Here is a 24,011-nt window from a genome sequence, read left to right as displayed (position 1 = left end):
AACCTATAGTTAACCGACCATAACCAATTATAAACCATAAGTATCAACATATGAAACGTATTTTCATGTACTTTTTTATCTTGTCTATCATCTCCTGTTCTAAAAAGAAACAAGTATACGCTAGTTATGAAGAGTATCCCGCACCTGTAGAGGCTAATCTATGGATTGACTATACAAAAGAAGCAACAACTTTTAAAATATGGTCTCCGGTTGCAGAAAAAATACAGCTTCATTTATATAAAGAAGGAAATGGTGGGGCTCCCATAGAAACCGAAGCACTAAAACAAGAAGAAAAAGGAATCTGGGCTTTACAGATTGATAGAGATTTACACGGTACTTACTATACCTATCAAACGATGATCGATGGTAAATGGTTGGAGGAGACTCCGGGTATTTATGCAAAAGCCACTGGAGTAAATGGTAAGAGAGCTATGATATTGGATTTTGAAACCACAAATCCTAATGGATGGGATCAAGATAAAGGCACTACTCTTAAATATCCAAATGAAGCTATTATCTATGAATTGCACATAAGAGATATGACAATACATCCAAAATCTGGATCCAGTAAGCCTGGTAAATATCTTGGATTGGTAGAAAAAGGTACTAAAAGTCTTGATAGCATAACAACAGGAATTGATCATTTAATAGAGTTGGGCATCACGCATGTACATCTTTTACCAACGTATGACCACTACTCTATTGACGAAACAAAATTAGATATACCGCAATTTAATTGGGGATATGATCCACAGAACTATAATGTGCCTGAAGGATCCTTTTCTTCGGATCCATATAAAGCCGAGGTAAGAATCAAAGAGTTTAAACAGATGGTTAAAACATTTCATGATAATGGAATCGGAGTCATTTTAGATGTGGTTTATAATCACACAGGAAGAACTGAGAATTCTAATTTTAATCTAGAAGTTCCTGGATATTATTATCGTCAATGGGAAGACGGTAAACCGTCAGACGCTTCTGCATGTGGAAACGAAACGGCTTCAGACCGAGCAATGATGCAGAAGTATATTGTAGAATCCGTAGCATATTGGGCTAAAGAATATCACCTGGATGGTTTTCGTTTTGATCTAATGGGAATTCATGATACTGAAACGATGAATGAAGTAGCTAAAAGGGTAAAGACTATAAACCCAAATATCTTTGTCTACGGTGAAGGATGGACCGCTGGCGATTCTCCACTACCAGAAGAAAGAAGGGCTCTAAAAAAGAATACTTTATCCATGCCACAGATTTCTGCTTTTAGTGATGACTTAAGAGATGGTTTAAAAGGTTCTGTTTTCAAAGAAGAAAGTACTGGTTTTGTAAGCGGAGCAAAAAATGTTTCGGCGTCGGTTAAAATGGGAATTGTGGGATCCATAAAACATCCACAAATTGATTATTCAAAGGTAAATTACTCAAAAGCACCTTGGGCAAATGAACCTTGGCAGTCGGTATCTTATGTTTCTTGTCATGATAATCATACTGTGTTCGATAAACTAAAAATCTCCAGAAAAGATGCAATGAAAGATGAGCTTATCGCGATGCAAAAACTAACAAATGCTATTGTAATGACCTCTCAGGGAGTGGCTTTTATACACGCCGGAGCAGAAATGTTACGTACTAAAAATGGAGAGCACAACTCCTATAATTTGCCAGATAGTATCAATCAGATCGATTGGAAATGGAAAAAAGAACATACTGATGTAGTTACATACTATAAAAACTTGATAACTCTTAGAAAAAAACATGCTGCATTCAGAATGACTAAAGCAGATGATGTGAGGGCAAACTTAGAGTTTAAAGAAGACGAAAATGGATTGATTAGTTACCAGATAAAGAATAATGCTAATGGTGATACTTGGAAGAACATTCTTGTGGTATATAATAGTAATCCAAAAGCTATAACTTATCAGCTAAATGAAACTTGGCAAGTAGCTGTTTTAGGAGATGATTTTGATCTTGAAGGAATAAAAAGCGTAAAAGGCAAAATAACGGTACCTCCAATATCGATGATGGTTTTATTTCAGGAATAGAATAATAACCCAGTTTTTTGACAATCATACAATCGAAGACAAATTGAAAATTTAACTTAAAGAATTTTCGTTTACAATCAACTATTCTAATTAATTACAAATGGTAATACTGTTAACTATATACTTCTGTTATACAATATTTTAGTAATGAATAAAAAACTACTATTTCTATTATTAGTAATTAATTTCAATTGTTTATCTCAAGAGGTTAATAAGCTACCAAATTCAAAAATTGGAATTAAAACTGTTTTATTTAACAATAATATTCTTGGAAATGAAAAAATGATGTATTCAACATTTAACCCGAAGAACTTGAAAAGTGTTGCAGTAGTAAAAGATCAAGAATGTAATAAGTGTAAAGGTAAATTTTCTCCTAATTTAACAGAATTCGGATTATTATTGGTTGAAATAGATCAAACAATAGAATCAAAAACACAATCTGAAATTAATCAGTTTTTCGGTTTTAGGAAAAATAATCCTATTTATTTAGATGGATATTTAATTGATAATAAAGATTATAAAATATCAACTTTAGCAATTGAGAAAATTGAGAAAATAAAACCTAATAATCAAAACAATTTGATAAATGAAGTTTTAAACATTTGGACGTTAACTAAAAGTGATAGAAAGCGCACTCACTCAGAAAAATGAAGTTAAATATCACGCTGTACAAAACGTTATACGCTTTGATAACAACTAAGTGATAAATCGAATGGTTATTGTATTTTTGGTAAGGTACAATGCTTGCAAAACGAAAAATATAGCAATCAATGCGCAAGAAAAATCAAAAAACAAGGTAACGTTTTGCTTTGCTTCAGCGCATATATTAAACGTTAACAGTAAACAAACTTAAAAAAATATAACCAGCTAAGAATTTAAATAATTTGAAGAAAGTATTAAAAATTAATTTGTGTATAGTATTATTCATTATTCTAAATTCGTTTCAAGAAGAAACAAATTATGTTCAAATAATAAATACTAAAAATGCCAAGAACTTATATTTAATTAAGGGTAACAAGAATTTATGTTTTGATGTTTCAAATAACAAAAATGATATTTTATTTCCTATTAATTTCAAACCTGAAACTATTATACTAACATTCAATAAAAAATGTATACGATTTGAAATACCTTACGATAATCAAGATGAAAATATTAAAAACATAATAATAAAAAAAATCAAAAACTCTAAGTCATATTTAATTAATGTAAATTATAGAAGGAAATATACAACAATGCAGTACGCAAATATTTTAGAACTAAGAAAAGAATGCTATTGTAAATAATAAAACAGCTGATAATATTATATATAAAATCAGAGCAAAGCTTAATGCTAGATCAAAAGGTCATTTCCTTTTACTGTGACGAGAGATTTTTATAAAAAATAAGAAAAAAATGCATATATAAATTAATCAGTTTAAGCTTACTTGTCTTGCTCCGATTCATATGTTTGGTGTTAGCCACAAGCAAAAACATCACTAATAGAAAAATGATTATTTAAAATCTGCGTATTATTTTAACTTTGAAAATAATGAAAATTAACAACTCTTATCTGAGTCTAAAATAACGTTATTATCTAAAAAAAGACTATAAGTCTATTTTTAAAAGTCAGTGACTCTTGGAAATATGACTATATAAGCTTAATTTTTTCATAACACCCTATGAGATACGGTTATTTTATATACTAAACGTTAACTAATAATAACTCAAAAACATGAAATCACTAATTTATATTTATCTCTTTAGTTTATTTCAAGTGAGTTGTTATGAACACAAAAAGAAAACTATTGAAATACAAACTCAAAAAGAAAATGTAATAGAATGTACCGAAAAAGGTTGTAGCGGAACATACACAGGGCCTGAGTTTATTAATGGTAAAGACATTGCGCATCAATTTTCTAATAAAATGAGTCAAGCTGTAGGAAATAAATTAAAAGAACTTTATCACGACAATAAGTACAAAAGAGTAGATTTTTCTTCAATTAAAATGACAACAGAAGGAATGGGAAGTGGAAAAGTAATTTATCACCTCCTTATTCCTTTCACTTCTGTAAATTCAAAATGTGAGGATATACATCCTTTGACCACGTCGGAGGTTGGAATCACACACCAGCATTAAACAAACGAAAAAAGGAGCTAGCATCAGTAACGATGAGAGGACATCATTTAGATATTAGTGAAATTAAAAAAACACCTGAAGGGTTGCAGGAATACTGGATTCAATGGAAAAACAAAAAAACTCAATCAGAATGCGAATAAAAAACCTATACAACAATTAAGTATGTTGGTTTAATCGAAAAGCAATTGTTTATTTAGTTTGTCGCTAAAATATTAAATTTGGCTTTGACATCAATTAAAACTAACGATCTTAAATGATTGCATCCAACCCCATTCTATTTACTATCATTTGTGTATTTGCCTTTCAATCTATTATTTTGAGCGGCTTAATTATCTTTAAACGTCCAATAAAATCGTCTAATATTTTTCTTTCGATACTGGTGTTTTTCTACGCTCTAATGGTAATAAATATAGTGATTGTTAATCTATTAAAAGACCAAGGCAGGCTTGATGTATTTCGATATATTCAAATGGAGATGTTATACGGTATAGGACCAGCACTTTATTTTTACACTAAATCCATTTCCTCCTCAAAATTTAAATTTACTAAATTTCATTTCCTCCACTTCTTACCATTGGTATTTGAATTTATTTTTTATAGAACTTCCATTTACAGAATTGGATCAGATGGTTTATACTTAAAAGAATTACCATCCTACTCTTATGTATATTTAACGCAACAATGGATTGGAATTCTTTCTATTTTAATATATAGCTTTATTTCATTGAGTATTTTAATCAAACACCAAAAACAACTCAAAGAATATTACTCAAAAATTGAACATCTTTCCCTTAGATGGTTACAAGCGCCTGTTATCATTTTTGCAAGTTATTTTATCTTGTGGAACATTTTGACAGAAATAGATAGATTTGCTTTTGACGGAAATCTTCGTGAACATTATTTTTTACCAAATTTTGTAATACTTTCTGTTGTTACCTGTTGGATTGGGTTTAAAGGATATATTCAAAAAGAACGTGACATAGTTCAATTACAACCTGTTCAAAAAAAATCTACGCATATTGAGATTGAAAAAGATGAAATATTCCTTTTAAAGATGAAACAGCTTATGGAAAACGAAAAGCCATATCTCAACCAAGAACTTAACCTGTCAACACTTGCTGAATTATTACAGATGAAACCCAAGGAATTGTCTTTAAAGATTAATCAAAATTGTAATCAGAATTTTTACGACATTGTTAATTTTTATCGTGTAAAAGCATTTAAAAGTAGACTAAAATCTTCAGAACGAGATAAAATGTCTTTACTTGGTCACGCCTATGAGTGCGGATTTAATTCTAAGTCCACTTTTAACCACGTGTTTAAAAAAACGATGCAACAAACTCCTAGTGAGTATCTTAAAAAGTTGAAAAATACGTCCAGTTAGAAGCATTCGGTCGATTAAACATTATATATCATATATGTTTGACGAAAAATATTTTTACAAATGAATAAAACAAAATTATTCAATAGCAATTATTGTACAGTCTTTCTATTATTCTTTATTGGTGTGATAAACATTCCAATTTCAGCACAACAGTTTTCAAAAGTGGAAATATTATCAGACTTGGAATACTTGAAAAAATCACTTGAAGACACACACTTCAACCTATATGCCTATACCAGTAAAAAGGAGTTTGAACAAAATTTTGAATCTATTAAAAATGAGGTTAAAAAAGATAGTTTTAGCCAATTAGAAGTAACAAAATTATTTCAGAAAGTAGTTTCTAAAGCCAATAATGGTCATACCAGAATTTCGTTTGTCCAACCTTACAAGATATATGTCAAGACAGGTGGAACAATTTTCCCTTTAGAAATAGCTATTGAAAACGGTAAAGCTTTGGTAAGAAAAAATTGGTCAATAAATAAAGATATCCAAATTGGCTCTGAGCTAAAACGTATAAATGGACTTCGCATTGAACAAGTTTTAGAAAAAATATATCCATTAGTCTCAGCAGAAAGAACATATTTTAAGAATGCTCAAATTGAATATTTGACGCTTCCAAGATATTATTGGCTTGCTTTTGGTGAACAAAAGAATTTTGAGATTGAAATATTTCAAAATGGAAAATCTAAAGTTATTAAACTCAATGCGATTAATGCTCTAGATGATTTTGAAATGAAACGTTACGACATCATAAATTATGAACGCATGATTAAATTTTACCCTAATGCAGTATATTTAAATCCAGGGCATTTTGGTGGAAAATTAGAACAATATAAACAATTTATTGATACTGCTTTTGTTCAAACAAAAGCTAAAAACTCTAAAAATCTAATCATTGATTTAAGGAACAATCCCGGTGGAGATGATGCTTTTAGTGATTATTTAGTATCTTTTATAGCCAATAAACCTTTTAAGTGGGCGTCAAGATTTCAACTTAAAACCAGTGCTCATTTAAAAGAAAATACTAGACATACTAAGGATACCACAAAAGCTTATTGGAAATCTATCTTAGAGCACGAAAATGGTGAGATTTATGACTATAATTTCAACTTTAATAAGCCACAAGCCAAAACAAAACTTTTTCGTGGAAAAGTCTATGTACTTGTAAATCGACAATCCTATTCACAATCCACAGTTACCGCTTCACAGATTCAAGATTACGGTTTTGGTACTATTGTAGGAGAAGAAACTGCTGAATTCCCTAATCTTTATGCGTCAGTATACAACTATAAATTGCCTAAAACAGCTATTATTGTGGAAGTTTCAAAAGGAAAAATAGAGCGTATCAGTGGCGTAGATAATGGTAAGGGCGTTATGCCAGATATTCAAATTAAAGATCATTTGTTGGACGATCAAGATGAAATTTTAGAAGGATTGCTAAAAAGGATACATTAAATTGTTATTAATGTTTTATTGATCAAGAGAATTCTATTCTAATATTGTTACATATTTTTAGTTGGTTTCCACATAAAACCTTGGACAACCGTTTTAATACACAAAACGTATTATAGCAAATTTTAATATCGTTTAGAACATTTTATATAAGGTAGTTGTTATAACCCCTTCTTGGTTTCTTAAAGTAATTGATGATAATTGTTTTTCTTCTTTTACTTTAAAATTAAATGGTGAAGCTAATAAGTTTAAACCACTTTGTTTTTTTAATCTAATTCCTTGCCCTGAAATAATTTCTTTATTGGGTTCAAACTCTCCTTCAGGTACGTGTTCTGTTAAAATAATATACCTGAAATCTGTTAATTTGTTCAATACCTGCTGTACTTCGGTATTGGATAAATGTTGTAATACTTGTCGCAATAATGCACAATCACCAGAGGGCAATGTATCTGTAGAAATATCCAAGCAATGAAATTCTAAATTTTCTTCTGTAAACTTCTCTTTATTATAGCTTATAAGATCAGATACAATATCAACCGCTATATACTTTTTAGTATGTTTTACCAATTCTTTTCCTACATTAAAATCTCCACAACCTAAATCGCATACAGTAATAGGTTTTTTTAAGGATTCAAAAAATGTTCTCAAAACATCAAGATAAGGATCTACGATCTCAGGAAGATGTGAACCTACTCCTGAATAAAAATCAGAATTATTACTACCCCAAAGATTCTTCTCATAAATCTGTTCCATCACATCTTTTGTCGGCCATGGCTTCTTAGTTCTTTTAATTATAATTTCTTCTTTTTTCATAAATACTTTAGTATACGATACAAACCAAAATCCATAGCTATAGTTGTTCAAATATAAGAGTAAAACAATAACCCATTTAATTTAAGAATAACTTGTGTAACATTTTTATTCTATTCTCTACATATACGAAGCATTACATAGAAAGAAAAAAACTGAATGAACAAAAGAATAATAGGAATAGACGTTGCAAGAGCCTTAGCTGTCTTCGGAATGATTATCGTAAATTTTAAGGTTGTCTTTGGTGCTAATGGACTTAGCTGGGTAAAATCAGCAGCAAGTATTTTTGATGGAAAAGCTGCAGCAACTTTTGTTGTTTTAGCCGGTATTGGACTCGCATTAATGACCAATTCTGCAATTCAAAAAAATGACCTAGCTAAATTAAAAACTGTTCTTATAAGAATAATGAAAAGAGCGCTATTTCTATTTATCGTTGGGATTTCTTATATCACAATTTGGCCTGCAGATATTCTACATTTCTATGGAGTTTATATGCTATTTGTCATGCTACTTTTGAATGCAAAAGAAAGTACAATCCTAGCTTCGGTAATTACTTTTATTATAGTGTTTCCAATACTACTAATATTTTGGAATTATGAAACAGGTTGGAACTTTGAAACACTTAATTATGAGCATTTTTGGAGTTTTAATGGATTCTTAAGAAATCTCTTTTTCAATGGGTTCCATCCGGTAATTCCTTGGACTGCCTTCATGTTATTTGGGTATTGGTTTGGTAAACAAAATTTACACGACAACAAATTTGTAAAAAAAATACTCTGGATAAGTCTAATCAGTTTTATCTTAATCCAACTTCTCTCTTATATTACAATTTTGTTTTTATCAGGAGGAAACCAAGAGTCTGTAAATGAATTAACTCAAATACTTGGAACAAACCCAATGCCTCCTTTACCGATGTATATGTTCAATGGTATTGCCGTTGCTTCATTCATAGTTTCTGCGTGCATCTTGATTTCTAAGCGTTTTGAAAATAATAAATTAGTTGATGCACTATATAAAACAGGGCAATTGGCATTGACTTTTTATGTAGCACATGTTATTATTGGAATGGGAATTATAGAAGTTATAAATTCTAACAAGATAGGAAACTACTCCATTGAATTTTCCGTAATCTATGCCTTAGGATTTAGCTTGTTATGTATACTATTTGCTGTCATTTGGAGGAAATACTTTAAATCTGGTCCATTGGAATGGGTTATGCGAAAGGTAACAGATTAACTAATAAACAAATAGAACTTCAGATAACCTTATATCTAAATTTCACGCCTTTTAAGATAAATCGTGATAGTATTCTTCATTAATCTAAATTTTAGTAACTTTCTTAGAATCAAAGTTAGTATCTAATAGTTTTTAGCTATAAGCAATTAAGAGAGAACAACAATTCATATAAATTAAATAAACCAAACGAATGAAATTAGGAGCATTTTCAATAAGTCTGAACGTTAAAGATATTAACGTATCAAAAGAATTTTATGAGAGCCTTGGATTCAATGTATTTGCTGGAGATATCGAAAGGAATTACCTGATAATGAAAAATGAAAACAACATAGTCGGGCTTTTTCAAGGAATGTTTGAAAACAATATTATGACTTTCAATCCTGGATGGGATACTGCAGCTAATAAACTTGAAAATTTTGATGATGTAAGAGAAATTCAGAAGCATTTGAAAAAGAAAGGCATAAAATTAGAACGAGAGACAGATGAAAACTCTAGCGGTCCAGGAAGTGTTGTAATAATTGATCCTGATGGAAACACGATTCTTTTGGATCAGCACGTTTAAAAAATTAAATAGTAAAAGTACACTATGAATATATTTTTGTTTTATTAGCTTTATAGAATAATCTAGTAAATCTAATTTAATGGAAAAGTCCAAATTGAAGGAAATCCCTGGTAAAACTTCATCATTACTACCTTGGGGAGATTTATTAGCTTTTTTCAAGGACTATCATACTTTTAAACGAAAAAAATTAGAAAAGTATGGAGAAATCTACAAGGTTAGGATCCTGAATAGAGAGATCTCTACACTTCATGATAAGGATTCAGCACGTTATACATTAGTAGAAAACGATAAGGATTTTAATAGCAAAGAAGCCTGGGATCTTATACTAAAAGACTTATTTCCAAATGGTTTGATGCTTATGGATGGTGATAAACATAAACATCATCGTTCCATTATTGCAGAAGCATTTAAGAAAAAACCTATGGAAGGATATTTAGATATGATGAAAAGTATTGTCCCTTCTCATATTTCAACCTGGAATGATCCTAATCCCAAAATGTTTCCATTACTAAAAGAATTTACCTTGGAAATTGCTCTAGAAGTTTTTTTTGGAATTAATAAAAGTCAACAATTTACTAAAATCAATAAAGCAATAACAGATATTGTTGATGCCAGCTCTGCCCTTCCTATTAAATTGCCATTTACTGCATACGGAAAAGGAATTAAAGCTAGGAAATATCTGATTACATTCTTTAAAGGTTTATTACCAGAAAGAAAAAACAACCCAAAAAAAGATCTTTTTAGCATACTTGTTAATGCCAAAAATGAAGATGGCGAATCATTGAATGATGAGCAAATCATTGATCATTTAATCTTTATTCTAATGGCGGCTCACGACACTACAGCCAGCACACAAACTAGTTTTTGTTATTTTCTGGCAAAACATCCGGATTGGCAACGTAAATTAAGAAAAGAGGCTCAAGGTTTTTATGAAGAATACGGTGATGATTTTACAGTAAAAGATCTAAGAAAACTGGAGCAATTTGGACTAGCTTTAAAGGAAACATTAAGACGTTTTCCTCCTTTGGTATCTATCGGCAGGATGTCTACAAAGGAATTTAATTACAAAGGATATAATATCCCAAAAGACACCCATGTATCAGTTGATATTGATCAAAACCATCACAACCCGGAAGTATGGTCCTGTCCTGCAGATTTTGACCCAGAACGTTTTTCTAAAGAAAGAAGCGAACATACTAAATGTCCTTATACATATACTCCTTTTGGAGCAGGAGCCCATTATTGTATTGGATTTGCTTTTGCAGAAATGCAAATAAAATATGTAATTAGTACGTTATTACTATCTCATGAATGGTCTGTAGATTCGGTATATAAAATGCCCGTAAAACCGGTTCCTCTGCAAGTTCCTGAAGATGGTCTACCTGTTCAAATGAATAAAATTAAAAGATAGTTCATAAGCTATATCCTTATGACTTAGTTTTTGATTTCATTTTTCCTTTCTTTGCATTTATGCCAGAACAACAACAAATTCTAAGTACGCTAAAAGAGTATTTCGGATACGACAGTTTTAGACCACTACAACAAGAGATTGTCAATTCGATATTTAATGGTAATGATAACATGGTCATTATGCCTACTGGTGGCGGAAAATCTATTTGTTACCAATTACCTGCATTATTACTTCCTGGTATTACCTTGGTAATTTCTCCATTAATTGCATTAATGAAAGATCAGGTAGATGGATTACGAGCCAGTGGCGTAGAAGCAGCTTTTGTGAATAGTAGTCAGAATGAAAATGAACAACAAGAAATTTATCAAAAGCTCCTGGATAAAGATCTTAAACTACTTTATGTCGCTCCTGAGAGTTTGAGTTTTTTGGATACTATACTCTCACAAATTACTATAAGTTTAATTGCTATTGACGAAGCACATTGTATATCGGCTTGGGGTCACGATTTTAGACCCGCGTATACTCAATTAGGTTACTTAAAAAACAGGTTTCCAGATACTCCGGTAATTGCATTAACTGCGACAGCAGATAAAGCAACTCGACAAGATATTTGTAAACAATTAAATATTCCTAATGCAAAGCAATTTTTAGCATCCTTTGATCGTAAAAATCTCAGTCTGGAAGTACGTCCAGGGAACAAGAGAGTAGAACAAATTATAGATTTCCTGGAAGACAAACCTAATGATGTTGGTATTATCTATTGTCTGAGCAGAAAAACAACAGAAATGTTGGCAGAAAAACTACAAAGTCAAGGATTTATTGCAGAGGCCTATCATGCGGGTGTAGATCATAAAAAAAGAGCTCAAGTACAAGAAGGTTTTATAAATGATACTGTACAAATTGTATGCGCTACTATTGCTTTTGGCATGGGAATCGATAAATCCAATGTACGTTGGGTGATTCATTATAATTTACCAAAAAACATCGAAGGGTATTACCAGGAGATTGGTCGTGCCGGTCGTGATGGATTACCTTCTGCTACACTACTATTTCACAGTTATGCTGATGTTGTACAATTACAAAAGTTCGCAACAACATCTGGTAATCAAGAAGTGCAGATGGCTAAGTTGGATAGAATGAAACAATATGCAGATTCTCTTAGTTGTCGTAGAAAAATATTACTAAGCTATTTTGGAGAACTAATTGAAAAAGATTGCGGTAATTGTGATGTCTGCAAAAATCCACCAAGCTTTATTGATGGAACTATTATCGCGCAAAAAGCATTATCTACAGTGGCACGAATTAAAGAAGAAGAACCTATAGGAACTGTAATTGACGTTCTTAGAGGAGCTCAGAATGCTACGGTTTTAGATAAAGGATATCAAAGCTTAAAAACGTATGGTATTGCTAATGATATTTCTTGGAGAGATTGGCAACAATATATAATACAGTTGATTAATCAGGGATATCTGGAAATTGCTTTTCATCTTAATAACAAACTTAAACTCACTTCCCTATCTAAAAAAGTATTATTTGAAGGTGAAAAAGTTAGTCTAGCCAATCTTGCAGAATTTGAAAAAATTAAAGAAACTGCTGCTCAACAGATTAAAAAAACAAAGTCAAATACATTATTCGATAAGTTGCGCGAACTTCGTTTAGAACTAGCTAAAGAAGCTGGTATTCCTGCATATCAGATTTTTAATGATGCCTCTTTAAAAGAAATGGAAAAGTCCAGACCGATGAGTGATGATGAATTCATGCAAATAAGCGGTGTAGGGAAATTAAAAATGCAAAACTACGGATATCAATTCATCAAGGCTATTATTGACTTCTCTGCTGAAAAGACTAAAAAGAAGAAAAAAACTAATAAAAACAAAGGCAATTCGTATAAAGAAACCTTGAATTTATATAATCAAGGATTATCAATTGAAGAAATCTCACAGGAAAGAAAACTAGCGCATTCTACTATTTTTTCTCATATCATGAAATTATACAATGATGGCGAAGACATTGATCTAAAACAATTCATAAGTAAGGAAGATATCATTTCTGTAAAAGAAGCAAAAGAAACGTTAGGTAATCCTGAAACTCTAAAGCCTTATTTTGAGCATTTCGAACAAGCAATGGATTATAATACTATAAAATTGGCATTAGCGGTTTTGGAAAATGACTCATTACAATAACCTGAGTTCGATTATTAATGTTTTAGACCTAAAAAACGTCAATTCGAGTCCTTTGACGAAGGAAAATTGTACTTCGACAAGCTCAGCAGAGCTATCGAGAATAGGTTTTTAAATCCAAAACGCTTGAATTTGTCATAGAAATCAAACTGACGCGCTTTGGAATAATCGAACTCAGGTTAAAAATTAATCATTAGCAACTTGGATCACTTTATAAAAAGGACCTTGATCACAGCCGTTCATACCATGATGTATCCCAGATTCAATAAGTAAAAAATTATGTTCTTTAGAAAACCATGCGTTGATAATACTTTGATATAACAGACAGTTCTCATTTAGATCTGTACCACCATTACAACAAAAACCATGTGCCCCAAGTCTTGGAAGATCTATTTTCTCACTTTTGAAAGTTTCTTTTTTTATTTCAAATGCAAGAAAAGTGTTCTTATCATCATCATACATATGATTATATGTTGGAATTCTTTTTAATGTTGTATAGTTACTACTTTTCAACAGCTTTAATACCTTATCATAAATCCCCTTTTGTTGCTCAGCTGTAAATTGAGTTGCTTCACTTCCAGGATATATGACAATTTCATTCAAAATTCTTCCGTTCTTAGTACTTATTTTTTGTAGCACCTCTTCAGTCTCAATACAACAAGAATACTCATTATATAATATTAAATAATGTGAGCGATCTTCGGAAATTGCAGGAAAATTATTCAACGCTAAGTTATCATCATAAAAATTCAAAGAAGGTCTTAAGGTTTCTTCCTGAGCAATTGAAAGTTGACCAATAGCTAACAAAAACAAAAGAAGTAGTGATTTATGTTTCATTAATAATAATAATAATAGTTTATGATAAACAGTTTTATCATAAGTATACTACAAACATCATAAAATCAACATCAAAATGATACCCCGAAAACAGTGAAATTACCCATGTTTTTGTAATATCTCATTGACTATCGTTTCAGAATCAGTAACAATAGTGCCTAATATTCCACCGAGCTTATAGTTATCAAATCCAACAAAAAACAAGCCTTTATGCTTACCTTTTCCAATAACATTTTCAGGAACACCATATCGATCCAGTAATCCATCTGTATTTTCTATAAACTGATCTACCTTAGCACGATATCCAGTAGCAAGGATTACTACATTTGCCTCAAATCTAGTCCCATCTTTTAGCTGCACCCCATTTTCATAAAATGAAGAGATATCTCCTATCACCTTGATTTTACCTGATTTTATTTGCTTTACCGTTCCTAAATCAATAACTGGTGTTTTTCCTGTTTGTTTTAGATGATTGATGGGATCTTTTCTAGAAATCGAAATCCCATATTTAGAAAGATCACCAATCACAATGCTTCTTACTTGCTTGCCAATCCATCTTCCTAACCCAAAAGGTAGTTTTTCTAATTTTCTGGCTGTAATCTGAACAGGTCTACCATTAATATCTCTCGGAACAATAAGTAATGAACTTCTTACAGAAATAGTTACATCAATATCTTGTTCGCTGAGATCTAGTGCCAATTCAGCACCTGTATTTCCCATACCCACTATAAGTACCTTCTTTCCTTTAAATGGCAATGAATTTTTATAGTTTCTACTATGAATAATTTCTCCTTTATAATATTCCTGATGCTTCCAAACAGGAGAAAAAGGAATTCTGTTCACTCCGGTAGCAACGATAACATTTTCTGAGTGATAGTTTTGCTTATTGGTGATCACAGTCCAATGATTATCTTCTTTTCTTATAGATTGGACTTCAACATTAAATTGAGGATTAATATCAAAATGCTTTGCATACTGCTCATAATATTCTGCTAGCATCGTTTTAGGAACATACCTGGGATATTCTTCTGGAAATTTTAAATAAGGTAAATGCGAAAGTTCTTTTACCGTATGTAATAATAAACGATCATAATGATTATGCCAACTCCAGGCTATTTTATCTGTTTGTTCAAATATTTCAAAAGAAATATTTTTTTTCCTAAAACGTCCCGCAACTGCCAATCCTGCCGGACCCGTTCCAATAATTAAATTTTTAACTTGCTTGGTATCCATATCCTACTTAGAAATAGAGCTTCCATATCTATTCAATATATTTTTCTTATTATTTACGGTAACAAAAGGATTATCTAGTGCTTTTTTAGCCAAATCAAGATATGAATTTTGATCATAAAGCAATCGGTACATATCACGAATGGTGATTCCATCCTTATGTATTTCTGCTGGCATCAAAATATCATCTGTTTTGACTTCTCCAGAAGTCAAAACTCTTAGATAAACTCCTGGTATCATTGCTTCGATAAATTGTTTTAAAATAGATTGTGTTCCAAAACGCACTCCTAGCTTATAACACGGTTGTCTTGGTTGTGAAACCTGAACTACAGCTTCTCCTAATTGATAGACGTCTCCAATTTTAATTAATCGTTCATCAAGTCCTAAAACTGTAAGGTTCTCACCAAACATGCCATAATCCCATTCTAAATCGGGATATTTTTCTTTCCAATAAGGATAATGTTCTGCTGCATATAAATAACAAGCTTTATCCACGCCTCCATGAACACGTCTGTCTATAACATGATCTCCTCTTACATCCTCTGTATCAAGAAATATCGGTTTGTTAACAGGATATTTATAAATACCTGTTTTTACTTCTTTTCCTCTCCACGAAATAGTTTGAGGTTCTCCTATATTGGTAGATACTACTTTCATGATATTTCATTTTTAAGTGTTACAGAATTTAAGATCAATCCAGAACCCGGAACGATATGCTCTAAAGTGATCTTTTCTGCATCCGGATCTAGTGTACGTTTAATAAAATCTATGTTAATTTTGCCTTTTCCTAGATCCAATAATGCTCCCATCATCAATCGAATTTGGTTTCTTTTAAACCCTTCTCCCTTTACTCTCAATAAGTAACTCTTTTCAGGAAAAAAACTAGCAGTATATAATGTATTCTTTACTATTTCACATTGTATAATTTCTCCTTGCACAATTGTATGTTCATTCGGTCTATGGCAATATGATCTAAAATTATGCTTTCCTTCAAATAATTTAGCGGCCATTATCATTAAATCAATATCTAGATCCTCCATTACATTATACATAAATGGAGCACTGAAAGGGTGAAATTTTTTACCATAAGAAAATAGATATATATATTCCTTAATCTTAGGATGCTGTATAATATTGAACCTCTCATCCGTTTCCTGTATACTGATAGCTCTTATATCTTGCGGTAAATTTTGGTTAAATAAATTAAAAAAAATCTTTAAATCTAATGGTGTATGATCCACAAATAATTCTACATAAGCTTCATTTGCAGAAACTTTTGCATCCGTACGGCCTGCAGCCAAAATCTTAAAATCTGTAGTGTCCAGTACATAATTTATAGTACGTTCTACCATTCGTTGTAAAGTATTCACTTTTGGCTGTTTTTGCCATCCATGATACCTAAACCCTAAATATTGTAGTTGAATAAGATAATAAAATCGTTTTCGAAACATATTCACTTTTATTTATAAGCATTCGAATATAGATAAATTATGTATTTCATCGATTATAAGATGTTTTTTAATAAGGAAATAATATAAAATCAACTATAGAAATTATTATATTTGAGTAAATCTAAATAATAATTTAAAAAATCAACTTAGTTATGGTTAAAGCAAAATATCAAGATGTTTTGGATTTAGGACAAGAATTAAATATCCAAAATGGTGACGTTTCTGAAGATAATGGAGTTCTTAAAGTAAAAGGAACAGCAAATACTCAATATGAAAAAAATCAACTTTGGGATAAAATAAAAGAAATCGGAGGAGAAGCTCCTGCTGATATCGTAGCTGACATTGATGTAGCGGATACCTCTGTATATCATAGACATACCGTGAAAAGCGGAGAGTCTTTAAGTAAAATAGCAAAACACTATTTTAAAGACCCTATGAAATATAAAGAGATTTTTGCTGCAAACACTCATATTCTTAAGAATCCTGATGTTATTCATCCAGATCAAGAATTAATTATCCCTAATCTATAAGATACATTTTAAAACATACTTTATAATAGAGGCTTTCCTAAACGTTATTGGATGGCCTCTTTTTTTGGCTAAATATTCCCTGAAAATTTTGAGTGATACGTTAACAAAAGAATAAAATTTCAGTGTTTACTTAAAAATACTGGTGAAAAACAATAAAATCCTTAACTTTGAGGTTTAACCGTAACACACCCCATCCAAATCTGTAAATAATTATGAAATCAATTTTATTTTCATTCTTCCTAATATTGGCAATATCTGGGTATGGGCAAGCTTTATCTAAAACCAATATTATTTTTGAATCCAAGAAAGCTGTAGTAATGAACGATGGTAAAGAGTATAAAATTTTAAAAGAAACACCTCTTTACGCAGTAACTGATACCTCTATTCCTTTAAGATATAATTTCGAAGACAAAACACTTATTCTTAATCGCGTATTATTAGTCAAAGAAAATGAAGAAAAAAAGGAACTAATAGAATGGATAAAAGGAAAAATGACTTTCTACGAACTTAGACCGTCTAAAGATTCTGAGTAAGTCTGCTTTTTCATCTTTATATTTAAGAAACTTATTACCAATACTTTATCTGAATTTTCTTTGTGCTTTTCATTAGATTTGTCTAAATTTTGTTCATTTATACAAGTATATTACATAACTAATCGCATCTATTTTACTGGTTTTCAGGGAACAAACTGTGTATTTTATCGAAAAAAGCATAAATAATTATGGTTTTATAACAATAAAACAACTTTAAAACCATAAATTGTAAGGTAAATACTACAAATAAATGTATCATGGTAAAAATTTTATTTTTATTTTTTTTACTGTTTTCCATTACTAATTATGGACAATGTTTATCTAAAATCCAAGTGATTTATGAAAGTGCAGGCCTTGTAGTTATGAATAATGGGAAAGAGTATCAAATTGTAATTCAAAAACCTCATAATAAGGTGAACGACCCTTCTATCACTAAATACAATAAAATTGGTGATATTACATTAACATTTAATAGATTGATTCTAATTAAAGGTAATAGTGAACTTACCGAATTAATAGAATGGAAAAAAGATAGTCATACATACTACGAAACTAGAGAAATACTTTCTATTAATCTAAAGAAAAAAATTACTCCCATTATTAAGACCATTAGTGCTAATTAGCTTTTTTTGGTAATTGCCTCGTTTGCTATGGTAAGTATTTGATCAAATTGTTCTACAAGCGTAAGATTAGAGTTATCAATTACTACAGCATCTTCAGCTTTACGAAGAGGAGAATCTTTTCTTGTGCTATCGATATGATCTCTATTAACTACATTTTTTAGAACATCTTCATACGTAACATTTTCTCCTCTTTCCAAAAGTTCGTTATATCTTCGCTCTGCTCTATCTTTTGCGGTTGCTGTCATAAATAATTTTAATTCTGCATTCGGAAAAACAACCGTTCCAATATCTCTTCCATCCATCACAATTCCCCTATCTTTACCCATTAATTGCTGCTGTTCTACCAATTTTTTTCGAACTATTGATATCGCTGCAATTGGGCTTACTTGCCTAGAAACTTCTAATGTTCTTATTTCCTTCTCTACATTTTCGTCATTAAGCATTACTTCGGCCAACCCTGTTTTAGAACTAACCTCAAACCTAATATTGATTAAAGGAAGACTCTTTTCTAATGCTTTCTTATCAATTTCCGATTCATTAATGAAATTATGTCTCATAGCATATAAAGTAACTGCGCGATACATAGCTCCAGTATCCACGTAAATATATCCTAATTCCTTTGCTAATTGTCTTGCTACTGTACTTTTTCCTGTGGAAGAGTGACCGTCTATTGCAATGATTATTTTTGTATTCACTATTGAAGATTTACATTTACACCAAAAGTACTAGAAGAAGCAGCAGAATTATAACGTGCATAAGAATAGGCAAATCTAAATTTACCCAGCTTTAAAGAAAATCCGCCGCTAAGTCCTGCAAATGATCGTTGATCTTCTATTCTTAATTCTTCAGATCTTCTGAAATTATATCCTAAGCGAATATTAAATCCACTTTCAGGAAAAAACTCCAGTCCAACTACAACGTGGCGCAGTGCATTATTAAAAAAGCTAGGATCATCAGCTTCCACATTCCCTTCTAAATCGGTAATATCACGTGCTGGATTTCGGAATGCTACATCCCATACCTGCAGGTTTTCTAGAGTTAAATTCCATCGTATAGGTACATTCTTTAATGTTTGGGCAAAGCCCATATCCACGGATAATGGTAAATCTTCTCTTGTATTCTCATACGTAGTAAATTGTGTTCCCAAGTTACGAACGGCTAATCCAAAATCAAATTTGGTATCGGGGTTATGATAGATCAGTCCTAGATCTAATGCTCCTCCTAAAGATGTGTATTGCTCTAACTTCGAAGAAATAAATTTTCCACTAGCTCCAACATGAAAATTCGAATTAGGTATAGCATACCCGTATCCAACGGATAAGGCTACTTCACCAGCACCAAAATCTCCAGTTTCATTTCCAAATTCATCAAAACCATCAAATTTCCCATAATTTATATAGGTAATACCAGCATGGAATACTCGTTTCTTTGCTCCAAAAGCCTTTGCATATGATACCGATCCATAATTAACATCAGCGATATAATTCACATAGTTTACAGCTAATTGATTATCCATTTCAATATTAATCGATGCTGGATTAAGCATCGCAGAAGTAGGATCCATATTATATCCAGTAACATATTTACCTCCAAGTGCCGCCTGTCTTGGAGACGAAACTAAATTCAAGAATTGATAGGTGTATCTCCCTCCTATTTGTGAATAAGTCAGAGCGGTAAAAAAAAGTAGTACCAGAAATATGTATTTACGCATCATTAGCAGCAAAAATAAAAGAAACTATCTGGAAAACGATAGTAAGTGATAAAAATTTTATGAGGCACTAAATAAAACCTAAAACACATCTAAAAATGATCCTAAAGAAAAATTATTCAAAGTTATTCCCTAACTACTCTTAAATCTAATTTCAAAATCAAACAACATGCAAAACATTGATTACAAGAGGATTAAAAAAAGTCTACAATATTATATGTTTATAAGAGTTATCATGAATTAGCAACCCAAATGTATGAATATGATCTTACTATTTGATATTTATACAACTCAAATCAATCTAACTTAACTAACAATCATGGGCTTTTTTGATTTTTTAACCGATAAAATAGCAGTAGATTTAGGAACAACTAACACACTAATAACACATAAAGGTAAAATAGCAATCGATGCTCCTTCGATTATTGCAGTTAACAGAATTAGCGGAAAAATAATTGCAGTTGGAAAAGAAGCTAGTTCTATGCGAGGCAAAATTCACAAGAACATTAAAACCTTTTACCCGCTAAGAAATGGAGTCATTGCTAATTTTGATTTATCCGAAAAGATGCTCAAAATCCTAATCAAAACACTATCCGATATAAGCAGTGCCATTTTTATTAAATCTTACAAAATGATCATAGCAATTCCTTGTGGAATTACTAAAGTAGAAATGCGAGCTGTTAGGGATTCTGCCAGGCGCCTTAATGCAAAAAAAGTATATTTAATTGCCGAACCAATGGCTGCTGCAATTGGAGCCGGAATTGATGTGCTACAACCTAAAGGTCATATGGTTATAGATATAGGAGGTGGTACCACAGAAATTGCAGTAATAACACTTGGTGGAATTATATCAGGCCAGTCTGTAAAAATAGCTGGAAATGTTTTTAATGATGATATCATTCAATATATAAGAGAAAATCACAATTTACATATTGGAGAAGGTACTGCTGAAGATATCAAAATCAAAATTGGTTCTGCGGTAGATATATTAGAATCACCACCAGAAAAAATACCCGTACAAGGTAGAGATATGCTAACAGGTAAGCCAAAACAAGTTTATATCACTCATAAAGAAATAGCAAAAAGTCTTGATAAATCAATTACTCAGATAGAAAACGCAGTACTGGATACTTTATCTGATATTCCACCTGAGATTTCTGCAGATATTTATAATACCGGTATTTTTTTAACAGGAGGTGGATCTATGTTGAGAGGTCTTGATAAAAGATTCTCTAGAACCACTGAATTGCCTGTATACAAAGGAGAAAACCCTTTAGAAGTTGTTGTAAAAGGAAGTGAGATGGTTCTAAAAAATCTTAATAGATATACCAACGTTTTAATAAAAAGCACATAACACAATTCGAGCATTGTATAATATTTTTTGATCAAAACTAGCACAAACAAACATATTTATAAAATTAAATATGTATATTTGATCCGTGAATAAAGAAAAAGTTTTAGAAATTAAGAAAGCATTAGCAAATTCCACTAGGTTAGATATACTTAAGTGGTTAAAAGATCCAGATTCTAATTTTCCACCCCATACTGAATTAGGTCATTTTGATTTTGGTGTATGTGGTCAATTAATTCAGGATAAATCTGGCTTATCGCAGCCTACTATCTCTCATTATTTAGCCACTATGCACAAAGCTGGTTTACTTATACCAACCAGACACGGAAAATGGACATACTTTAAAAGAAATGAAAAGATTATCCAAGAATATATTACAGAAATAAAAGATAATTTATAAAAAATTTAAAACAACATATTTATAAAATTAAATATATAATTATGAAGATTTTAGTTATAGGAGCAACAGGAACCATTGGAAAAGAAATTTACAATTCTCTTAAAAATAATCATGATGTCTATGGTGCACATAGAAAAAGTAACTCCTACCCTATTGATATTACAGATAAAAATTCAATAAAATCACTTTTTGAAAAGCTACCCAAACTAGATGCCGTAATTAATGCAGCAGGTACAGCATCATGGAAATCTCTTTCTGATCTCGAAGAAGAAGATTATTATCTAGGAATTAAAAGTAAATTAATGGGACAGGTAAACCTTGTTCATATAGCTAAAGATTATCTAAAAGAAAACGGTTCTATAACCTTAACAACTGGTATTCTTGCTGAGCATTATGAACCAAATGCAGTGGCACTTTCTTTGGTTAATGGTGCTATCCATAGTTTTATTAATGCAGCTTCCCAAGAATTAACTCGCGGTATTCGACTTAATACTGTCGCTCCCGGAGCAATAGCTGGTGATTTTCCTAAAGATCAGAAATTTGCAGGGTATTTACCTGTAGAAATAGAAGATGTTATGAAAATATACGAATACGTACTAACTAGCAAAAACACAGGTCAAATTCTAAAAATTTATTAAACCTATGAAAATTCCAATATACCAGATCGATGCATTTACTCAAAAACTCTTTGGAGGTAATCCGGCGGCTATCTGCCATTTACCTCATTGGTTAGATGATGAAACTTTATTGAATATTGCAATCGAAAATAATCTTGCAGAGACAGGCTATTTTGTAAAAAAAGACGACATCTATGAAATGAGATGGTTTATGCCATATGCAGAAATTGATTTATGTGGTCACGCGACTTTAGCTTCAGCTTATGTGATTTTTAATTATATCGATACTAAAATTAATGAAATAACTTTTTCTTCTAAAAGCGGTATTCTAAAAGCTAAAAAAGAAGATAACGGATCTATTACATTAGATTTTCCTTCGCGACCTCCGCAACCTATTGATATTCCAAAAGAAGTATTCGAAGCTTTCCAAGCTAAACCATTAAAAGCTTTTGCCGGAAGAGATCTTATTATTACTGTTGGTTCAGAAGAAGAAGTATTAGCAGAAGAACCTAAATTAGAGTTTCTGAAAGGACTCCCTTATTTGTGTACCATTATTACTGCTGAAGGTAAAAATTCGGATTTTGTATCCAGAGTATTCGATGCTAATCCCGAAATCCCTCTAGAAGATCCGGTTACAGGATCTGCGCATGCCGCACTTGTTCCTTTTTGGGCAAAAAAACTCGGCAAAACAAAACTGAAAGCTCATCAATTATCCAAACGAGGTGGAGAACTTGATTGTAAATTAGTGGGAGATCGAGTTTTTCTTAGTGGATACTCAGTTCCTTATTTAGTTGGTGAAATAGAAATCTAAAAAAGTAAATTATGAAAACAATTGGATTAATTGGAGGTATGAGTTGGGAATCCTCAGCCGTTTATTATGAATTGATAAACAAAAAGGTAAAAGAAGAATTAGGTGGTTTTCATTCTGCGAAATCTATTATGGTTTCTGTTGATTTTGCAGAAATTGAAATTTTGCAAAGAAAAGACGATTGGAATGGTTTAACTAAATATATGATTAAATCCGCAAAACAATTAGAAAACGCTGGTGCAGATCTGATACTTCTTTGTACAAATACAATGCACCTGTGTAGTGAAGAAATAATTAAAAACATAACGATTCCTTTTCTTCATATCGCCGATGCTACAGGAAAAATAATTCAATCCAAAGGATTACAAAAACTTGCACTTTTAGGTACTAAATTTACCATGGAAAAAGATTTTTACAGAATGATCCTTAAAAAATATGGAATTGATGTTATAATCCCTGATATCGATGATAGAGAACTTATACATAAGGTGATATATGAGGAGTTAGTTCTTGGAAATATTCAAAGTAATTCAAGAGAAGCATATAAGCATATCATAAAAGATCTTGAAAACAAAGGTGCTGAAGGGGTTATTCTTGGTTGTACAGAAATACCTTTATTAATAAAACAAAAAGATGTGGATATTCCAATATTCAACACTACCAATATTCATGCGGAAAGTGCTGTAGAAATGGCTTTAGAGAATTAATCAAAAACAAAAATTGTCAATCAAAATAT

The 24,011-nt window shown here is 31.3% G+C and carries 24 protein-coding genes; 17 read left to right on the top strand and 7 right to left on the bottom strand.

The features are described 5' to 3' along the window. Positions 1–50 precede the first annotated feature (50 nt). The 5 genes from pulA to Q0829_RS02835 all read left to right on the top strand — a co-directional run bounded on the left by pulA (position 51) and on the right by Q0829_RS02835 (position 6,991). Entirely contained in the window at positions 51–2,033 is a 1,983-nt protein-coding gene (gene pulA / locus Q0829_RS02855) for a type I pullulanase (protein ID WP_298539701.1), read from the top strand. 147 nt (positions 2,034–2,180) lie between these two features. Beyond that, complete coding sequence (locus Q0829_RS02850) at positions 2,181–2,684, top strand: hypothetical protein (protein ID WP_298539699.1); 504 nt, start codon at positions 2,181–2,183, stop codon at positions 2,682–2,684. Between the two features lie 1,063 nt (positions 2,685–3,747). Next, positions 3,748–4,152: a hypothetical protein gene (locus Q0829_RS02845; protein ID WP_298539696.1), complete on the top strand. Its 405-nt coding sequence runs from the start codon at positions 3,748–3,750 to the stop codon at positions 4,150–4,152. Positions 4,153–4,405: 253 nt separating this feature from the next. Continuing rightward, entirely contained in the window at positions 4,406–5,536 is a 1,131-nt protein-coding gene (locus Q0829_RS02840) for an AraC family transcriptional regulator (RefSeq protein WP_298539694.1), read from the top strand. 60 nt (positions 5,537–5,596) lie between these two features. After that, on the top strand, positions 5,597–6,991 hold the full coding sequence (locus Q0829_RS02835) for a S41 family peptidase (protein WP_298539692.1): 1,395 nt from the start codon (positions 5,597–5,599) through the stop codon (positions 6,989–6,991). 132 nt (positions 6,992–7,123) lie between these two features. Here Q0829_RS02835 and Q0829_RS02830 read toward each other — a convergent pair whose 3' ends face one another. Continuing rightward, positions 7,124–7,801, bottom strand: coding sequence for a class I SAM-dependent methyltransferase (locus Q0829_RS02830; RefSeq protein WP_298539690.1), 678 nt, complete (start codon positions 7,799–7,801; stop codon positions 7,124–7,126). Between the two features lie 156 nt (positions 7,802–7,957). Here Q0829_RS02830 and Q0829_RS02825 point away from each other — a divergent pair, with 156 nt between their 5' ends. From Q0829_RS02825 to recQ, 4 genes are all read left to right on the top strand, one after another. Continuing rightward, a complete protein-coding gene (locus Q0829_RS02825; RefSeq protein WP_298539687.1) occupies positions 7,958–9,034 on the top strand; it encodes a DUF418 domain-containing protein in 1,077 nt (358 codons plus the stop codon). A 190-nt stretch (positions 9,035–9,224) separates the two neighbouring features. Then, a complete protein-coding gene (locus Q0829_RS02820) occupies positions 9,225–9,596 on the top strand; it encodes a VOC family protein (RefSeq protein ID WP_298539685.1) in 372 nt (123 codons plus the stop codon). A 79-nt stretch (positions 9,597–9,675) separates the two neighbouring features. Beyond that, positions 9,676–11,007 (top strand): cytochrome P450, encoded by a 1,332-nt coding sequence (locus tag Q0829_RS02815; protein ID WP_298539683.1) that lies wholly within the window; start codon positions 9,676–9,678, stop codon positions 11,005–11,007. Between the two features lie 59 nt (positions 11,008–11,066). Continuing rightward, positions 11,067–13,190, top strand: coding sequence for a DNA helicase RecQ (recQ, locus tag Q0829_RS02810; RefSeq protein WP_298539681.1), 2,124 nt, complete (start codon positions 11,067–11,069; stop codon positions 13,188–13,190). Between the two features lie 183 nt (positions 13,191–13,373). Here the strand turns inward: recQ and Q0829_RS02805 are convergent, their stop codons facing one another. The 4 genes from Q0829_RS02805 to Q0829_RS02790 all read right to left on the bottom strand — a co-directional run bounded on the left by Q0829_RS02805 (position 13,374) and on the right by Q0829_RS02790 (position 16,705). After that, the gene (locus Q0829_RS02805) at positions 13,374–14,024 is read right to left on the bottom strand and encodes a hypothetical protein (RefSeq protein ID WP_298539679.1); all 651 of its coding nucleotides are present in this window, start codon (positions 14,022–14,024) and stop codon (positions 13,374–13,376) included. Between the two features lie 99 nt (positions 14,025–14,123). Next, entirely contained in the window at positions 14,124–15,257 is a 1,134-nt protein-coding gene (locus Q0829_RS02800; protein WP_298539677.1) for an NAD(P)/FAD-dependent oxidoreductase, read from the bottom strand. A 3-nt stretch (positions 15,258–15,260) separates the two neighbouring features. Continuing rightward, the gene (locus tag Q0829_RS02795) at positions 15,261–15,911 is read right to left on the bottom strand and encodes an MOSC domain-containing protein (RefSeq protein WP_298539676.1); all 651 of its coding nucleotides are present in this window, start codon (positions 15,909–15,911) and stop codon (positions 15,261–15,263) included. Further along, positions 15,908–16,705 (bottom strand): tRNA pseudouridine(38-40) synthase TruA, encoded by a 798-nt coding sequence (locus tag Q0829_RS02790; RefSeq protein WP_298539674.1) that lies wholly within the window; start codon positions 16,703–16,705, stop codon positions 15,908–15,910. The genes Q0829_RS02795 and Q0829_RS02790 overlap by 4 nt, the downstream gene beginning before the upstream one ends. Before the next feature lie 152 nt (positions 16,706–16,857). Between Q0829_RS02790 and Q0829_RS02785 the strand changes: the two genes are divergently transcribed. From Q0829_RS02785 to Q0829_RS02775, 3 genes are all read left to right on the top strand, one after another. Next, entirely contained in the window at positions 16,858–17,235 is a 378-nt protein-coding gene (locus Q0829_RS02785; RefSeq protein WP_118455706.1) for a LysM peptidoglycan-binding domain-containing protein, read from the top strand. A 212-nt stretch (positions 17,236–17,447) separates the two neighbouring features. Continuing rightward, positions 17,448–17,768 (top strand): hypothetical protein, encoded by a 321-nt coding sequence (locus Q0829_RS02780; protein WP_298539671.1) that lies wholly within the window; start codon positions 17,448–17,450, stop codon positions 17,766–17,768. A 257-nt stretch (positions 17,769–18,025) separates the two neighbouring features. Continuing rightward, a complete protein-coding gene (locus Q0829_RS02775) occupies positions 18,026–18,391 on the top strand; it encodes a hypothetical protein (RefSeq protein ID WP_298539669.1) in 366 nt (121 codons plus the stop codon). Here the strand turns inward: Q0829_RS02775 and cmk are convergent. Then, positions 18,388–19,086, bottom strand: a complete 699-nt coding sequence (cmk, locus tag Q0829_RS02770) for a (d)CMP kinase (protein WP_298539666.1) — start codon at positions 19,084–19,086, stop codon at positions 18,388–18,390. The two genes, Q0829_RS02775 and cmk, sit on opposite strands and share 4 nt — an antisense overlap. Next, the gene (porQ, locus tag Q0829_RS02765) at positions 19,086–20,102 is read right to left on the bottom strand and encodes a type IX secretion system protein PorQ (RefSeq protein ID WP_298539664.1); all 1,017 of its coding nucleotides are present in this window, start codon (positions 20,100–20,102) and stop codon (positions 19,086–19,088) included. Before porQ ends, cmk begins: the two co-directional genes overlap by 1 nt. Before the next feature lie 316 nt (positions 20,103–20,418). Between porQ and Q0829_RS02760 the strand changes: the two genes are divergently transcribed. The 5 genes from Q0829_RS02760 (at position 20,419) to Q0829_RS02740 (ending at position 23,982) form a co-directional block, all read left to right on the top strand. Further along, positions 20,419–21,453 (top strand): rod shape-determining protein, encoded by a 1,035-nt coding sequence (locus Q0829_RS02760; RefSeq protein WP_298539662.1) that lies wholly within the window; start codon positions 20,419–20,421, stop codon positions 21,451–21,453. A gap of 85 nt (positions 21,454–21,538) precedes the next feature. Next, entirely contained in the window at positions 21,539–21,850 is a 312-nt protein-coding gene (locus Q0829_RS02755; protein ID WP_298539659.1) for a helix-turn-helix transcriptional regulator, read from the top strand. Positions 21,851–21,891: 41 nt separating this feature from the next. Next, positions 21,892–22,488, top strand: coding sequence for a short chain dehydrogenase (locus tag Q0829_RS02750; protein WP_298539656.1), 597 nt, complete (start codon positions 21,892–21,894; stop codon positions 22,486–22,488). A 4-nt stretch (positions 22,489–22,492) separates the two neighbouring features. Further along, positions 22,493–23,278 (top strand): PhzF family phenazine biosynthesis protein, encoded by a 786-nt coding sequence (locus tag Q0829_RS02745; RefSeq protein ID WP_298539654.1) that lies wholly within the window; start codon positions 22,493–22,495, stop codon positions 23,276–23,278. 11 nt (positions 23,279–23,289) lie between these two features. After that, a complete protein-coding gene (locus tag Q0829_RS02740; RefSeq protein ID WP_298539652.1) occupies positions 23,290–23,982 on the top strand; it encodes an aspartate/glutamate racemase family protein in 693 nt (230 codons plus the stop codon). The last annotated feature ends 29 nt before the right edge of the window (positions 23,983–24,011 follow it).

Source organism: uncultured Aquimarina sp., from assembly GCF_947492405.1.
Taxonomy (GTDB): Bacteria; Bacteroidota; Bacteroidia; order Flavobacteriales; family Flavobacteriaceae; genus Aquimarina.
This window is presented reverse-complemented; position numbering and strand designations above follow the sequence as displayed.